Raw genomic sequence first — 16,156 nt, forward strand, 5'->3', positions numbered from 1 at the left:
CGGCTGAGCGAGCACGGAGGTCCGACTGCCCGGCGCCTCCGCTCACCGGGTGCCGGGGCCTCCGGCGCACAGGGCGTGGTCGATCAGGGCGCCGGCCGCGTTCTCCTGGTCCAGGATGTGCTCCGGGGTGTCGCCGCGCGCCTCGGACATGGAGACCACGGCGCTTCGCCCGCCGTCGTCGGTGACGCCGTTGAGGGTGATGTAGCCACCGTCCCCGCCCTCGTGACCCCAGTAGGTTCCTCCGCAGCTCAGGGGGCGTTCGACCAGGCCGAGCCCGTACCGGCCGCCGGGCCACAGCCGTTGGACCTCCGCGCTCACGGGGACGGTCCGCTTCATCTCGGCCAACTGCCGCGCCGGCAGCAGGCGGCCCGCGAGCAGCGCGCGGAGGAAGCGGTTCTCGTCCTGTGTGGTCGTGACCCACGAAAGGTTCTCGTGGTCCACCGGTATCTGGTCGGTGACGTCCACCACGGAACCGGGGCCGAAGAGCTGGTAGGCCCGGGCGTGCGGCCGGGGCAAGGTGGGCGAGGTGCCCATCCACCGGGTCCGGTCGAGGCCGAGCGGGCGCAGGATACGGTCTTCGATCTCCTGGTGGGCGGGGTGCCCGGTGGCCTTCTGGATGATCATGTCGAGCAGGACGTAGCCGGTGTTGGAGTACGCCCAGCCCTCGCCGGGCGGGAAGTCCGGCGCGTGGGCCATGGCGCGGGCAACCAACCGCTCGGGGCGGTGGATGTCGTGGCGCTGCTGGTAGTACTCCTCCGGCATGGTGTATCCGGGCAGGTCGTCGTGGATGCCACTGGTGTGCTGGAGCAGGTCGCGGAGGGTGATCCGGCTGCCGTCGTTGCCATTGCCCCGCACCACTCCCGGCAGCCAGTGGTCGACGGTGTCGTCCAGCGAGAGCTCGCCCTCGGCCTCCAGTTGGAGGACCACGGTGGCGACCAGCGTCTTGGACGTGCTGGCCATGCGGAAGTAGCCGTCGGCGGAGACCGGGCGGCCGGTGGTCAGGTCGGCGGTGCCGCTGGTGGCGACCGACTGCCGGCCGCCAGGGGCGATCGCGCGGGCCTGCACACCGCTGACCCCGAGGGCGTGGATCGCCTCGGTGTCCTGGCGCAACCGCTCCCCGGGGGAGGGACCGGCGGGCTGGGCGACGGCGGTGGCCACCTCGGCGGCGAGCAGCGTAGCGACACCGAGTGCCACGGCGAGGCGTCTTCGCGGAGTGGAAGTCATGGCTGAACGCTAATTTCGCCCCCAGCGGGGTGCGATCCGGCGCACCCCAGGATCGGACGGGGGGTATCCCCCCAGCGCGGGCCGCCCGGCTCGGGCAACCCGACGCCGTCCTGCCATTGACGCACGCCGTGGCGAGATCTTACGGTCGCGTTCGAAGAAACGAGCGCTGGTCGATATGTCGAATAGTCGCGCGCTCCCGCACCCGCGCAGCCGCGACACCCGAAGAGATGGGCCGTCATGCCGCAGACCGATTCCGCCCGGTTCACCCTCGACCCCGCCTTCGCCGTCGGCGACGTCAACCCCCGGCTCTTCGGCTCGTTCGTCGAGCACCTCGGACGCTGCGTCTACACCGGCATCCACGAGCCGGGCCACCCGGCTGCCGACGAGGCCGGGCTGCGCACCGATGTCCTCGCGCTGATCCGGGAGTTGGGCGTCACCGTCATCCGGTACCCGGGGGGCAACTTCGTCTCCGGCTACAAGTGGGAGGACGGTGTCGGGCCGGTCGAGGAGCGGCCGCGCCGGCTCGATCTGGCCTGGCGTTCCACCGAGACCAACCGGTTCGGGCTCTCCGAGTACATCGACTTCGTCCGTAAGGTCGACGGCGAGCCCATGATGGCGCTCAACCTCGGCACCCGCGGCGTCGCCGAGGCCCTCGAACTCCAGGAGTACGCCAACCACCCGTCCGGCACCGCCCTCGCCGATCTCCGGATCGGCCACGGCGACAAGGATCCGTACGGCATCGGGCTGTGGTGTCTGGGCAATGAGATGGACGGCCCCTGGCAGACCGGCCACAAGACCGCCGAGGAGTACGGACGGCTCGCCGCCGAGACCGCCCGCGCGATGCGGCAGATCGACCCGGACGTGGAGCTCGTGGCGTGCGGCAGCTCCAACCAGTCGATGCCGACGTTCGCCACCTGGGAGGCGACGGTCCTCACACAGACCTACGACCTGGTGGACCACATCTCCCTGCACGCCTACTACGAGGAGCGGGACGGCGACCGCGACTCCTTCCTCGCCTCGGCCGTGGACATGGAGTCCTTCATCGAGAACGTCGTCGCCACCTGCGATCACATCGGCGCCCGGCTGAAGTCGAAGAAGAAGATCAACCTCTCCTTCGACGAGTGGAACGTCTGGTACCAGACCCACTACCACAACGCCGAGCCGCTCAACTGGGAGGAGGCCCCGCGCCTCCTGGAGGACAACTACTCCGTCACCGACGCCGTCGTGGTCGGCTCGCTCCTGATCGCCCTGCTCCGCCACGCCGACCGCGTCACCGTCGCCTGCCTCGCCCAGTTGGTCAACGTCATCGCCCCGATCATGACCGAACCGGGCGGCCCCGCCTGGCGGCAGACCACCTTCTACCCCTTCGCGCAGGCGTCGGCCCACGGGCGCGGGCGGGTGCTGCGGGTCAACGTCGACAGCCCGACGTACGAGACCGCCGGCTACGGCGAGGTGCCGCTGCTGCACGCCACCGCCGTCCTCGACGAGTCCACCGGCGCGGTGACGGTCTTCGCGGTCAACCGCGACCAGCACCGGCCGCTCCCGCTGGAGATCGCCCTGCGCGCCCTCCCCGTGACCCGCGTGGTCGAGCACACCGTCCTCGCCGACGCCGACCCCGAGGCCCGTAACACCCTCACCGACCCCGAGCGCGTCACCCCGCATCCCGGCGAGGGCACGGAGCTCGCGGACGGCGCCCTGCGCACCACGCTGGAGCCGATGTCCTGGAACGTCATCCGCCTGGCTTGAGGCACCCGGGCGTGAAGAGCCCCGCCCGGGGTGCCGGGCGGGGCGCGGACGGAACGGGGGGCGAGGTGCGGCGGCCGGTCAGGCGTCCGGGTCGACGCCGACCGTGAGCGTGCCGCGATAGCCGGTGGACGGCGTGCTGCCCAGCGCCGTCACGGCGAGCAGCCCGGCGGCGGTGCCGCCGTTGCCGTAGATGCCGTCGGCGGACAGGGGAGTGCGGGGGACGGTGTTGGTGGAGTACGGGGAGAGCTTGGCCACCGCCGCGGTGATCTTCTCGTCGAAGAAGAGCTGACCGGTGTGGATCTCGTTGCCGCCGGTGAACGAGCCGTCCGGGGTGAGCGTGACGCCCGTGTGCACCTTGAGGTGGACGTGGATGCAGCGGCCTCGGTACCAGCCGGGGTAGATCCCGGTGAGCCTGGCCACCCCGTCGGTGCCGGTGAGCACGCCGCCGCGCAGGAACGTGCCGTTGTCCGGCTCCTGGTGGCCGTTGTTGCCGACGAAGCCGGAGTACTCGCCGAGCGCGTCGCAGTACCAGATCTCCACCAGCGCCTTGTTGAGGGGCGCGCAGGTGGCGGTGTCCACGACGGTGAGGACGAGCTCGAGCGGGACTCCCTTCTTGTCCTCGGCGACGCCTGAGCGTACGAGGGCGTGGTCGAGGTAGTACGGCCCCTCGGTGAGCTCCTTGGTGAGCGTGCAGATGGCGGCGGTGTCGCGGGTGCCGGTGGCCGCGGATCCAGCGGCCGTGTCGGCCGCCGCGGCCGACTCCGGGCGGGCGGCAGCCGTGCTCGCGCCGATTCCGATGGCCGCCGCGGCGGCGCTTCCGGCGAGCAGTACTCTTCGGCGCCCCATGGGGGCGGGGGAGAAGTCTGTCATGAGCATGGAAAGGTAAGGGCGATCCCTGTGGGACGCCTGTGGATTCGGCAAAGTCCCCGCCCGTCAACCTCTCGATACGGCCAACTCCCTTGGTTCGTACCGGTGTTGACATCACCACAAGCGCTTACTAGCTTCTTCCGGGATGGCCGCTGTCCGTCGGGGCGATCCTGACCACATCGCCCGGCGCCAGGGCCCCACACCGTCAGAGCCGCACCTTTTGGCGATCTCCACCGGCCTTTGTGATCAGCGTGCTTGCCGTTCGCCCTCGCTCATCCCGCAAGCGATTACCCCTCCCGTGTGGAGATCCTCCGAATGAGAGGACTCCCCCATGCGCTCGACGCACGACCACGGCACCACGGACGACGACGATGTCATGGACGTCACCCGCGTCACCGCCCGCGACCGACGCCGGCTGACCGCGGCCGCCGCGGGCGTCACCGCGGCGCTCGCCCTTGGCGGCCTCTCCACGGTCTCCGCCCATGGCGCGGACTCGGCCGACTCCGCACGCCCCGCCACGGAGACGCGTCCCACCGCCGAGACCACCCCCATCGGCTTCGGCGCCGGCACCACGGGCGGCGGAAACGCCACCGCCACCACCGTGACGTCCCTGGACGCCTTCAAGGCCGCCGTCACCGGCGACAAGGCCAAGGTGGTCAAGGTCTCCGGGCTGATCTCCCTCACCGGCCAGGTGGACATCGGCTCCAACACCACCGTGCTGGGCGTGGGTTCGGGCTCCGGCTTCACCGGTGGCGGACTGCGGCTGAAGCAGGCGACGAACGTCATCGTCCGCAACCTCACCATCAGCAAGCCCCGGAAGCCGTCCGACGGCATCACCGTGCAGAAGTCCACCAAGGTGTGGATCGACCACAACACCTTCTCGGCCGACCGCGACCACGACAAGGACTACTACGACGGTCTGCTGGACATCAACCACGGCTCGGACGACATCACCGTCTCCTGGAACAAGTTCGCCGACCACTTCAAGGGCAGCCTGGTCGGCCACAGCGACAACAACGCGAGCGAGGACACCGGTCACCTCAAGGTGACGTACCACCACAACTGGTTCTCGGACGTCTACTCACGCATCCCCAGCCTGCGCTTCGGCACCGGCCACTTCTACGACAACTACGTCCAGGGCGCGGAAACCGGTGTGCACTCCCGGATGGGCGCGCAGACGCTGGTCGAGAACAACGTCTTCCGAGACACCGAGGTGGCCGTCACCACCAGCCGGGACAGCGATGTCGACGGCTATGCGGTGCTGCGCGGCAACGACCTGGGCGGGGCGGCCACCGAGATCTCCCGGACGGGCAGCTTCACCACCCCGCCGTACGCGTACACGGCGGAACCGGCGTCCTCCGTCGTGGCCACCGTCACCGCCCAGGCGGGCACGGGCAAGCTCTGAACCGCGTCAGCACCGGCCCCCGGCGGCCGTCAGGAGGGCAGCACCCAGATGGGGTTGGCGTAGAACCACAGATCGCGCCACGGATCCGCGTCGCCCGGCACATCCATCGCCGGGCCGTGCGGATCCACCGCCGCGCCCCGCGCGCCCACCGCCACGCGGTTGCCGTCGGTGCCGCGCAGCCGTACGTACAGCGGACGGTCCACGGGGCCGAGGTCGTAGGAGAGCCGGACCGTTCCCGTCGCGCCGCCGATCTCATACGACTTCACCACCCGGGCGCGCGGCGCCGCGAAGGTGTCACGGTCGTCCGCCACGCCCGTGACCTCGCCCTGGATGACGTCCACCCGCGCCAACTTCGGGACGAAGCCGGCCCAGTTGGGACCGTTGGCCAGGGCGATGTCCACCTCCAGCCGGACCCGGGTGCCGCGCGCCACGTGCAGCGTGCCGCCGAGGGTGACCGAACGCCCCCGGCCACCGCCCACGCCACTCCCGCCACCGCTGAGCCGTGCCTCCAGGCCGCTGATCAGCCCGCCGTGGTCCACCCAGACCCGGCCCGCCCGGATGCCGTCCATGACGGCGGCGTACGAGAAGTCCGCGGCGCCCACATGGGTGCGGCTGTACTGGCCCGGCCAGTAGTCGTTCTCCTCCAGGTCGAGCCCGCCCCCGTACACCGGGTCGTTCTGCCGCCCGTTGGTCTCGTAGTCGCTGCCGGGGCCGCGCATCGCGGTGTCGGCGTAGACGTTGTGGGAGTCGGAGTTGGCGGTGATCCACCACGGCTTGCCCTCGCTGAGCAGGCTGTCCCACAGCCCGCCCACCGTGGCCGTCATCCAGTCGAAGCCGCCCCAGGTGCGGTACGACTCGGCCGGGTACGCGGCGAAGGACTGCGGCCCGGGGGCGTTCTCGTACAGCCCGCGCGCACCGCCCGGGCCGTGTGCGGAGGCCGGGATCCCGGCGGCCTGGTGGCCCGGCGCGCCCTCCATGCCGACGGCGATGTGCGGCTGGGCGTCCCGCCAGCCGCGGATCTCGTGCGGGGAGTCCAGGCCCTTGCGGGCGGGGTGGTTGGCGAGCATCAGCGCGGCCTTGACGCGCCGCCGGCGCACCGCGTCGGAGAGGAAGTCCAGCCCGGCGATGGCCAGGGCCTCGTTCCGCGGGGTGGAGTCGCCCGCGTTCCTGACCGATCCGTCGAAGGAGGTCTCGAACTCCTTGAGCACCGCCACCTCGTCACGGCCGGGGTGGACGAAGACCGTGCCGTGCTCGGCGCCGGGGATGTTCCACTCCAGCCCCTGGAAGACCAGCGCGTCCCGGTGGGTCGCGCGCGCCTCGCGGATGTCGGGGTTGACCTTCTCGACCCCGATCCGGGCGTGGGTGACGTTCCCGTGGTCGGTGATCACCATCCAGTCCAGGCCGTGCCGGGCACCCTGCCGCACCTGGTCGATGACCCGGTACTTGCCGTCGTTGCTGTACTGGGTGTGGATGTGGTGGTCCCCGGCCAGCCACAGATAGCCGCCGCCGGGCTGGGAGCCGGGCGTCGCCGCGCCGTTCGCCGCGACGGCGCGCGCGGTGCCGCCGTCCAGTACGCTCACGGCGCCGAGCCCCGCACCCAGCAGCCCCGCGCGGCGCAGCATCGAGCGCCGGGAGAGCTGGTCGGGGGTCAGCTCCTCGTCCCGTACGGACAGGTCGAGGGCCGGGGGCAGGTTGTGCACCGCGAGTTCATCGTGAGGGTGGTGATGTCCGGGGGCCATGGACGCGAAGGTAAGGAACGTGGTTGAACAGCAGCCGAACACCGCACGCCCAACAGCCCATCGTCACCGGTTCATCAGCCGAGAGGACGCCTCCTTGAGACTCATCGGACACTCAGCCGTCACACGCTTAGCCGTCGCCGCCGCGGCGGCGCTCACCCTCTGCGCGACCGGGACCGCGACCGCGACCGCGACCGCCACGCCTGCGGTGGCGGACACAGGGACCCACCAAGCCACCTCGGGCACGTTCAACGTCCTGACCTACAACGTGGCGGGGCTCCCCGAGGGCCTGTCCTCCGGCCACCCCGCCAAGAACACCCCGCTGATATCGCCCCGGCTCGGCGCGTACGACATCGTCAACGTCCAGGAGGACTTCAACTACCACGCCGCGCTCTACGCCGGTGACGACCATCCGTACCGCACCCCCACCAGCGGTGGCGCCGGTTTCGGTGACGGCCTGAACACCCTCTCCGACCTGCCGTACGACGACTTCGAGCGGGTGAAGTGGAACCGGTGCAACGGCACCGACTGCCTCACCCCGAAGGGCTTCACCCTCGCCCGGGTGCGGCTGGCCGAGGGCGTCTCCCTCGATCTGTACAACGTGCACACCAACGCGGGGACGACGGACGCCGACCTCGCCGCCCGCCGCGCCAACATCACCCAGCTCTCCGACTACATCACCGCCAACTCCTCCGGCAACGCCGTGCTCGTCATGGGCGACACCAACACCCGCTACACCCGCACCGCCGACAACATCCGCGACCTCGCCACCCGCAACGGCCTCACCGACGCCTGGGTGGACCTGGTGCGCGGTGGCTCGGCCCCGCCCGCCGGTTCCGACGCCCTCGTCTGCGACCCGGACAACGTCACCGACACCTGCGAGGTCGTGGACAAGGTCCTCTACCGCTCCGGCCCGCTGCTCTCCCTCACCGCCACCCGCTACCACAACGCGCACACGGCCTTCCTCGACGCCGAGGGCAAACCGCTGTCCGACCACTATCCGCACACCGTGGACCTCTCCTGGCGCACCCCCGACGCGCTGCGCGCCAGCGACCAGTTCGGCGGCCCGCACGGCACCGCCTTCAACGACGCCGACGACCTGCCCGCCGCACCGCCCGCGCCCCGCACCCTCACCCTGCGCGGCAGCTCCCGGCTGGACGCGGTGTCCCTGGCCCTGGACGGCGGGGTGACCCTCACCCACGGCGGCACGGGCGGCACCCCGGTCTCCCTCACCCTCGGCCCCGCCGAACACCTCACCTCCGTCACCCTCACCCGGGGCCAGAAGGACGGCCGCACCCGTGTCTTCTCGGCGGCGTTCACCACCGACACGGGCCGTACGGTGACGGCCGGAACGCCCACGTCGGACGCCGCCACCTACACCGCCCCCGCCGGCTGGCGGATCGTGGGCTTCACCGGCCGTGCCGGTGACGAGATCGACAAACTCGGCGTCCTCTTCGCGCCACGCTAGGCCAGTAGGCTTCGGCCCATGCGTGATCTTGTGAGTGGCTTCGGTTACCTGATGAAGGGGCAGCGCTGGGCGGCCCGGCACGGGAGATGGTGGGGGTTCGGGATGATTCCCGCCCTGATCACCCTCGTGGGATACGCGGCGGCCCTCGTCGCCCTCTTCTTCTGGACCGATGACGTCATCGCATGGGCCACGCCCTTCGCCGACGACTGGTCCTCGCCCTGGCTCGGCGTCTTCCGCGGCGCGCTCTCGATCCTCTTCGCCGCCACCTGCCTCTTCCTCGCCATCATCACGTTCACGGCGGTCACGCTGCTGGTCGGCCAGCCCTTCTACGAGTCGCTCTCCGAAGCGGTCGACCGCTCCGAGGGCGGCGCGGTGCCCGAGTCCTCCATGTCCACCTGGGCGGAGCTGTGGATCGGCCTGCGCGAGGCCATCGCGCTGCTCATCCGCGTCACCCTCTGGAGCGTGCTCTTCTTCGCGCTCGGCTTCATCCCGGGGGTCGGCCAGACCGTGATCCCCGTCCTGGCCTTCTGCGTGACCGCCTTCTTCCTCACCGAGGAGCTGACCTCGATCGCCCTGCTGCGCCGCGGCATCCTGCTGAAGGAGCGCCGCCGCCTGCTCCGCTCCCGCCGCCTGCTCTCCCTCGGCTTCGGCGTCCCGCTGTCCGTCCTCTTCCTGATCCCGCTGGTCGCGGTCTTCCTGATGCCGGGCGCGGTCGCGGGCGCGACCCTGCTCGTACGCGACCTCACGGGCGAGGACGACGAGCCCGCGCCCTCGCGGGGCGAGACGGCGGCGGGCCCGGCGGGGGCCTTCAACGGGGCGTAGCGGCGGACCCGCGAATGCCGGCCCGGTTGGTCCGCCGGAATGCCCCGGCGGACCAACCCGGGTCGCGTGCCGACTACCGGGCGCCGGGTTTTCCCCAGTGCAGAGGGGGGCTGGCCCCACCATCGACCGACCCGCTGCCGGGATGGTCCGGCAGGCATCGGACGACGAGGCTGAATGCATACGGATCCACCAAGCAAAAAGGGAACCCTCTGTGTTCAGCTTCAAGCCGCTGCGTCGCCGTACCGCCCGCACCGCTGCCGTCGGCGCTCTCGCTGCTGCGGCCTGCGTCACCGTGATGGCCGGCAGCGCCGGAGCCATCGTCAACGGGTCGGACTCCACCGAGCGGTACCCGTTCATGGCGACCATCCCCGAGTCGGCCCCGGAACAGGGTCTGATCGACGGGAACTGTGGAGCGTCGCTGATCGATCAGCAGTGGGTGCTGACGGCGGCTCACTGCCTGAAGGTCGAGGGCATCAAGCTGGACGGCATCGTGCGGGTCGGCAGCGACCACCGCAAGTCCGGCGGCACCGTCCGGAAGATCGACCGGACCTTCGTCCATCCCGGCTATGTGAACGGCGACAACAAGGCCGCCAACAAGAACGACATCGCGCTGGTACGCCTGGACCGCCCGGTCGCCCAGCAACCGATCAAGATCGCCGAGCAGGCAGGGCGGCCCGGCACGCCGACCCGGCTCCTGGGCTTCGGCACCACCGTCGACACCGAGTTCACGTTCCCGGACCGGCTGCAGGAGCTGAACACCCGCAGGGGCGCCGAGTCCGAGTGCGCGCCCGGGTACGCGGACCGGACCCGGCTGTGCACGATCACCACCGTGCCCAACGCCATGGCGTGCTTCGGGGACTCCGGCGGACCGCAGGTCCAAAAGGGCCGGAACGGCCGCTGGGAGCTGATCGGCGTCACCTCGGGACCCGGCGCCCCGAAAGTGCCGTGCTCGCAGGGCCCCGGCCTCTACACCAGCGCGCCCGCCTACGCGGGCTGGATCGACAAGACTATGAAGACCAACAGCGCTCCGTCGACTGTGGCCAAGGGCTCCGACCTCGCCGAGACCGGCACGAACGACAACACTGCGGCGATTGCCGGCGTGGCCGCCACTCTGATCGCCGCCGGTGGCGGCACCGCCCTCGCCGTACGCCGCCGCAAGACCCGCCAGGCCGCCTGAGCGCACCCGCCGCAACCCAAGACGGCGGCCCCCTCACCAAGGGGCCACCGTCCTTCACCTCATCCGACACGCTCACCCCCGAAGAGCGCTCCGCGCCCCGCCCCGCCCGCCTTCCCCGGGGCAAGGGCGGGGCGCGGGGTGCCGAGCAGAACCCAACAAGCCCTCAAGACCAATATCCCGACATCGGAAACGGGCACTCATAGCGCCTTCGTTTCGTGGTGGTCGATGGACGACGCGATCGACGCGGTCGCGCAGGGCCGCTTTCTGCTTCCGGCCGGGCCCTTGGCTCTGCTGCTCGCCGAGCGCCCGGCCCGGGGCGTCAACGGGTCGTAGCCGCGACCACCGTGAGGATCGAGCGCACCTGGGCGGTGATGGCCTCGCGGTTGTGGACGAAGTCCGGGTCGGTGACCTGGCCCGTGGCGGGGTCGGTGTTGTCCGGGCCGAACTGCAGGACCGGGGTGTGGAGATGGCCGCCCGGGGCCTTCAGCCCGACCGCGTCGCGCAGCAGGGTGGCGCGGTAGGCGATCTCGTTGGAGAGGTAGTCGCCGCCACCGCCCGCGCGGGCCGTCGAGCCGGGGGTCGGGCCGTCCTGGCGGACCACGGGTGTGGTGCCCCCCGCCGGGATCTCGGTGACCTCGGTGTGGTCGTAGACGGGGACCGGGCCGGTGTTCGCCGCGACGATCTTCTCGTAGGGGAGGGTGGTCGTCGTCCACTGCGGCTGGGGCCGCGGGGTCGGCACACCGGCCGGGACGGGCACGGTCTCGGTGCGGGAGACGTTCGCGTTGTCCGGGTAGCCGCCCCGCCAGGCGCCGTTGGTCCGCTCGACGTCGAACCGGCCCACCCGGCCCTGGCTCACGGTCATGAACGCGTCCACCCGGCGCGGGCCCGACCGGAAGGCGGGCAGCAGTGTCCGTTCGACCGTGCCGTCCGCGAAGTCCGCCCAGCGGACCGGGAAGACGGCCGTCTCGACGCGGGCCGGGCCGCTGTCCGTACGGATCGTCGTCCCGTCCAGCGCGAGCGCCGCCGCGCCGGAGGGGTTGGAGCGGCGGACGTCGGCGTCCAGCTGGAACGGGTCGAAGCCGGTGACCACGATGCGCTTGATGTTCGTACCGGCCGGGAGGTCGATCGAGTCCTGTCCGCGTGAGGTGCGCTCCAGCGTGTCGAGGAGCGCGGCGCGGCGGGCGTCGGTGAGCGGGAAGCCCGGCTGCCACTGACCGAGCGCGCGGGTCATCCCGAGCCGTGCCCAGTACAGCGGCCGGTCGTCGTCCCGGCTGAGGTCCCCGCCCGCGGGCCCCCGGCCCTGTACGCGGTCCACGGCGCGCTTCCACAGCGCCCGGCCCTCGCGGGTGATCACGCGCTCGGCCTCGGCGGCGGAGTGCGTCCCCGCCAGGGCGCGGGCGAAGTCCGGTGCCACGTCGTCGAACCCGCTGCGGCGCAGGATCTCCTGGGGCGCGGCCTTGTCGAGCCGCTGCTCCTCGACGGTGGGGGTGGCCGTGGTGTCCGGCGCGGCCACGGCGGGGGTGGCGATGGCCAGGGAGACGGCGGCCACGGCGACCAGGGTGCGTATCGGTCTCATATGAGGTCCTCTCGGAAGGGCGGCGGAAGGGCGGCGGAAGGCGGCGGAAGGGCGGCGGGGAAAACGACGAACCTCCCGCCCCGCACGGATGCGGGGCGGGAGGAGGGGAGCGGAGCCGCTCAGCGCGTCGAGAACGAGTGCACCGTCGTCGACCGGTAGGTCTGCCCCGGCCGCAGCACCGTCGAGGGGAACGACGGCTGGTTCGGCGAGTCCGGGAAGTGCTGGGTCTCCAGCGCGAAGGCGTCACCCTGCCGGTAGACCCGCCCCGACGTGCCCGCGAACGTACCGGTCAGGAAGTTGCCGGTGTAGAACTGCACACCCGGTTCGGTCGTGGCGATCCGCATCACCCGGCCGGACTCCGGCTCGGTCACCGTCAGGAAGTGCTCCGGACGGCTGGTGATGCCCTTGTCCAGCACGAAGTTGTGGTCGATCCCTTGCCCGTAGAGCACCTGCTGGTGCGCCTCCCGGATGTCCCGGCCGATCTCCTTGGCGCGGCGGAAGTCGAACGGGGTCCCGGCCACCCGGGCGAGCTCGCCGGTGGGGATGAGGGTCTTGTCGACCGGGGTGTAGCGGCTGGCGGCGATCTCCAGCCGGTGGTCGTAGACGGAGCCGCTGCCCTCCCCGGCCAGGTTGTAGTACGTGTGGTTGGTGAGGTTCACGACCGTCGCCTTGTCGGTCGTGGCCTCGTAGTCGATGCGGAAGTCGCCCGCCGCCGTGAGCGTGTAGTCCACCCGCACGGTGAGCGTGCCGGGGTAGCCCATCTCGCCGTCGGGGCTCACCCGGCGCAGGGTGAGCCCCACGTCCGCGCCCTTGCGGAACGGCTCCACGGACCAGACGCGCTTGTCGAAGCCCTTGTCGCCGCCGTGCAGGCTGTTCGGCCCGTCGTTGATCGGGAGCTGGTACTTCTTGCCGTCCAGCGTGAAGGTGCCGCGTGCGATGCGGTTGCCGTAGCGGCCGATGAGCGCGCCGAAGTACGGGCTGTCCGCCACATAGGAGTCCAGGTCGTCGAAGCCGAGCGACACATTGGCGCGGCGGCCGTGGCGGTCGGGGATCTCCAGGGCCTGCACGATGCCGCCGTAGCTGAGCACGCGCAGCCGGGTGCGGCCGTTCTCGATCGTCCAGCGGTCGACCCGCGTGCCGTCGGCGAGCGTGCCGAAGTGCTCCTTCACCGCGCCTCCCTTGCCCGCGGAGTCCCCTCCGCCGTTCGCTTGGGCGGTGCCGGTCGTGGCGGCCGAGGCCGCCAGTCCGGCCGCCGCCGCCGTGATCACCGTGCGTCTGCTCGTGGTCATATGCGGCTCCATAAGGCTAGATCCATGAGGGACAGCTGATGGGTTACGACCCGACCTTGCGCTTGTTCCAGACATCGAAGCCGACCGCGGCCAGCAGCACCAGACCCTTGATCACCTGCTGGTAGTCGGTGCCGATGCCGACCAGCGACATGCCGTTGTTGAGCACGCCGAGCACCAGACCACCGATGATCGCGCCGAGCACCGTGCCCACACCGCCGCTGGCCGAGGCGCCGCCGATGAACGCGGCGGCGATGGCCTCGAGCTCGAAGTTGAGGCCGGCGCTGGGGGTGGCGGAGCCCAGCCGGGCGGCGAAGACGAGGCCGGCGAGGGCGGACAGGATGCCCATGTTGACGAACACCATGAACGTGACGCGCTTGTCCCGCACACCCGACAGCTTGGCCGCCGGCTGGTTGCCGCCGAGGGCGTACACATGGCGCCCGATGACGGTGTTGCGCATCACGAAGCTGAAGATCACGAAGAGACCGGCCAGGATCAGCAGCCCGTACGGTGCCCCGTGCCAGCTCGACAGCGTCATGGTGAAGGCCATCACGGCGGCGACGATCGCGGCGCACTTGACGAAGAACAGCCCGAGCGGCGCCACGTCCAGCTCATAGGCGGCCCGCTGCTGCCTGCCCCGCCACTCCTGCCAGACGGCGGCGGCGCAGACGATCAGGCCGATCACCATGGTGGGGTTGTGGTATTGCGTGTACGGGCCCATCTCCGGGATGAAGCCGGTGCTCAGCTTCTCGAAGCCGTCGGGGAACGGCGACAGGGACTGCCCGTCCAGCAGGATCTGGGTGCCGCCGCGGAAGGCCAGCATTCCGGCCAGGGTGACGATGAAGGACGGAATGCCTATGTAGGCGATCCAGAACCCCTGCCAGGCCCCGGCCACCGCGCCGAGCAGCAGACAGAGGACGACCGCGAGGCCCCACGGCATATCGTGTTTGATCATCATCGCGCCGGCGGCCGCGCCGACGAAGGCGACGAGCGATCCGACCGACAGGTCGATGTGCCCCGCGATGATCACGATCATCATGCCGATCGCGAGGATGAGGATGTAGCCGTTCTGCTGCACCAGGCTGGTGACGTTGCCCGGCCGCAGCAGGATGTCGTCGGACCAGATCTGGAAGATGACGATGATCAGGGCGAGCGCGACCAGCATTCCGTACTGCCGCATATTGGACCGCAGGCCCTGGAGCAGCAACGTCCCGACGCTGGACGAGCCCTCGGCCGGCGGTGGGGCCGGGCTCTCGGTCTTCTGGGTGGCCGTGCTCATCCTTCGTCTCCTCTGTCCCTTGTCATATGGCGCATCAGGACTTCCTGGTTCGCCTCGTCCCGGGGGACCTCCCCGGTCAGCCGCCCGGCCGCCATCGTGTAGATCCGGTCGCACATCCCCAGCAGCTCGCCCAGCTCGGAGGAGATGAAGATGACGGCCTTGCCCTGGGCCGCCAGATCGTTGATGACCGTGTAGATCTCGTACTTGGCCCCGACGTCGATGCCGCGGGTCGGCTCGTCGAGGATCAGCACCTCCGGACCTGCGAAGATCCACTTACTGAGCACGACCTTCTGCTGGTTGCCGCCGCTGAGCCGGCCGACCCGCTCGAAGACCGTGGGTGCCTTGATGTTCATCGTCTTGCGGAACCGCTCGGCGACCCGGGACTCCTCGTGCTCGTTGACCAGACCGCGGCGCGCCACCTTGCCGAGCGAGGAGAGCGAGACGTTGCGGCTGATGGTGTCCTCGAGGTTCAGCCCGTAGTGCTTGCGGTCCTCGGTGACGTACGCGATGCCGTGGTCGATGGCTTCCGGCACGGTACGGGTGCGGACCTCCTGGCCGTCGCGGAAGACCCGGCCGCCCGCGTAGCGGCCGTAGGTCCGGCCGAACACGCTCATCGCCAGCTCGGTGCGGCCCGCGCCCATCAGCCCGGCGATGCCCACGATCTCCCCGCGCCGGACATTCAGCGACACCCCGTCCACAACCTTGCGCTGCTGGTCGATGGGGTGGTGGACGGTCCAGTCCTCGACGGCCAGGGCCACCTCGGAGGCGTCCTCGCCCTCGTACGGGGTGCGGTCGGGGAAGCGGTGGTCGAGGTCGCGGCCGACCATGCCGCGGATGATGCGGTCCTCGGAGACCTCCGGTTCGGACTCCGGGGTCTCCCGGACCGACAGGGTCTCGATGGTCTGGCCGTCGCGCAGGATGGTGACGGAGTCGGCGACCTTGCGGATCTCGTTCAGCTTGTGGGAGATGATGATCGAGGAGATGCCCTGGGCCTTGAACTCCAGCAGCAGATCCAGGAGTTTGCCGCTGTCCTCGTCGTTCAGCGCCGCGGTCGGCTCGTCGAGGATGAGCAGCTTCACCTCCTTGGAGAGCGCCTTGGCGATCTCCACGAGCTGCTGCTTGCCCACGCCGATGTCGGCGATCCGGGTCTGCGGGGAATCCGTCAGACCCACCCGCTTCAGCAGCGCGGTGGCGTGCTTGAGGGTCTCGTTCCAGGAGATGAGACCGTGCCTGGCGTGCTCATTGCCGAGGAAGATGTTCTCGGCGATGGACAGGTAGGGGATCAGGGCCAGTTCCTGATGGATGATGACGATGCCGCGCTGTTCGCTCGCGCGGATGTCCTTGAACGCGCACGGCCGGCCCTCGAAGAGGATCTCGCCGTCGTAGCTGCCGTGCGGATGGACGCCGCTGACCACCTTCATCAGGGTGGACTTGCCGGCGCCGTTCTCCCCGCACAGGGCATGGATCTCGCCCTGGCGTACGCGGAGGTTGACATCGGAGAGCGCCTTGACACCGGGGAAGGTCTTGGTGATGGAGCGCAGTTCGAGAATGGTGCTCATAGCCCGGACCC

12 protein-coding genes are annotated in these 16,156 nt (G+C 70.6%); 5 read left to right on the forward strand and 7 right to left on the reverse strand.

What is annotated here, in order from left to right; translation table 11 throughout:
* Positions 1-42 precede the first annotated feature (42 nt).
* A complete protein-coding gene (locus tag ACZ6TD_RS32050; protein ID WP_471343711.1) occupies positions 43-1,224 on the reverse strand; it encodes a serine hydrolase domain-containing protein in 1,182 nt (393 codons plus the stop codon).
* 237 nt (positions 1,225-1,461) lie between these two features.
* Between ACZ6TD_RS32050 and arfA the strand changes: the two genes are divergently transcribed.
* Positions 1,462-2,970: an arabinosylfuranosidase ArfA gene (gene arfA / locus ACZ6TD_RS32055; RefSeq protein ID WP_471343712.1), complete on the forward strand. Its 1,509-nt coding sequence runs from the start codon at positions 1,462-1,464 to the stop codon at positions 2,968-2,970.
* Between the two features lie 78 nt (positions 2,971-3,048).
* Here arfA and ACZ6TD_RS32060 read toward each other — a convergent pair whose 3' ends face one another.
* Positions 3,049-3,846 (reverse strand): intradiol ring-cleavage dioxygenase, encoded by a 798-nt coding sequence (locus tag ACZ6TD_RS32060; RefSeq protein ID WP_471343713.1) that lies wholly within the window; start codon positions 3,844-3,846, stop codon positions 3,049-3,051.
* Positions 3,847-4,168: 322 nt separating this feature from the next.
* Here ACZ6TD_RS32060 and ACZ6TD_RS32065 point away from each other — a divergent pair, with 322 nt between their 5' ends.
* Positions 4,169-5,242 (forward strand): pectate lyase family protein, encoded by a 1,074-nt coding sequence (locus ACZ6TD_RS32065; protein ID WP_471343714.1) that lies wholly within the window; start codon positions 4,169-4,171, stop codon positions 5,240-5,242.
* A gap of 29 nt (positions 5,243-5,271) precedes the next feature.
* Here the strand turns inward: ACZ6TD_RS32065 and ACZ6TD_RS32070 are convergent, their stop codons facing one another.
* The gene (locus ACZ6TD_RS32070; protein ID WP_471343715.1) at positions 5,272-6,981 is read right to left on the reverse strand and encodes a PHP domain-containing protein; all 1,710 of its coding nucleotides are present in this window, start codon (positions 6,979-6,981) and stop codon (positions 5,272-5,274) included.
* A 103-nt stretch (positions 6,982-7,084) separates the two neighbouring features.
* Between ACZ6TD_RS32070 and ACZ6TD_RS32075 the strand changes: the two genes are divergently transcribed.
* The 3 genes from ACZ6TD_RS32075 (at position 7,085) to ACZ6TD_RS32085 (ending at position 10,445) form a co-directional block, all read left to right on the forward strand.
* Positions 7,085-8,446 (forward strand): jacalin-like lectin, encoded by a 1,362-nt coding sequence (locus tag ACZ6TD_RS32075; RefSeq protein WP_471358219.1) that lies wholly within the window; start codon positions 7,085-7,087, stop codon positions 8,444-8,446.
* Between the two features lie 18 nt (positions 8,447-8,464).
* On the forward strand, positions 8,465-9,268 hold the full coding sequence (locus ACZ6TD_RS32080; RefSeq protein WP_471343717.1) for an EI24 domain-containing protein: 804 nt from the start codon (positions 8,465-8,467) through the stop codon (positions 9,266-9,268).
* Between the two features lie 211 nt (positions 9,269-9,479).
* Positions 9,480-10,445 carry a trypsin-like serine protease gene (locus ACZ6TD_RS32085; protein ID WP_471343718.1) on the forward strand — a complete coding sequence of 322 codons (966 nt, stop codon included), beginning with the start codon at positions 9,480-9,482 and terminating at the stop codon, positions 10,443-10,445.
* 319 nt (positions 10,446-10,764) lie between these two features.
* Here ACZ6TD_RS32085 and ACZ6TD_RS32090 read toward each other — a convergent pair whose 3' ends face one another.
* From ACZ6TD_RS32090 to mmsA, 4 genes are all read right to left on the reverse strand, one after another.
* Positions 10,765-12,021 carry a pyroglutamyl-peptidase I gene (locus ACZ6TD_RS32090; protein ID WP_471343719.1) on the reverse strand — a complete coding sequence of 419 codons (1,257 nt, stop codon included), beginning with the start codon at positions 12,019-12,021 and terminating at the stop codon, positions 10,765-10,767.
* A 119-nt stretch (positions 12,022-12,140) separates the two neighbouring features.
* Positions 12,141-13,310 (reverse strand): aldose epimerase family protein, encoded by a 1,170-nt coding sequence (locus tag ACZ6TD_RS32095; RefSeq protein ID WP_471343721.1) that lies wholly within the window; start codon positions 13,308-13,310, stop codon positions 12,141-12,143.
* Between the two features lie 43 nt (positions 13,311-13,353).
* Positions 13,354-14,586, reverse strand: coding sequence for a multiple monosaccharide ABC transporter permease (gene mmsB, locus ACZ6TD_RS32100; RefSeq protein WP_471343722.1), 1,233 nt, complete (start codon positions 14,584-14,586; stop codon positions 13,354-13,356).
* Positions 14,583-16,145, reverse strand: coding sequence for a multiple monosaccharide ABC transporter ATP-binding protein (gene mmsA, locus ACZ6TD_RS32105; protein WP_262704089.1), 1,563 nt, complete (start codon positions 16,143-16,145; stop codon positions 14,583-14,585). Before mmsA ends, mmsB begins: the two co-directional genes overlap by 4 nt.
* Positions 16,146-16,156: the final 11 nt, after the last annotated feature.

It is taken from the genome of Streptomyces yongxingensis, assembly GCF_055597465.1.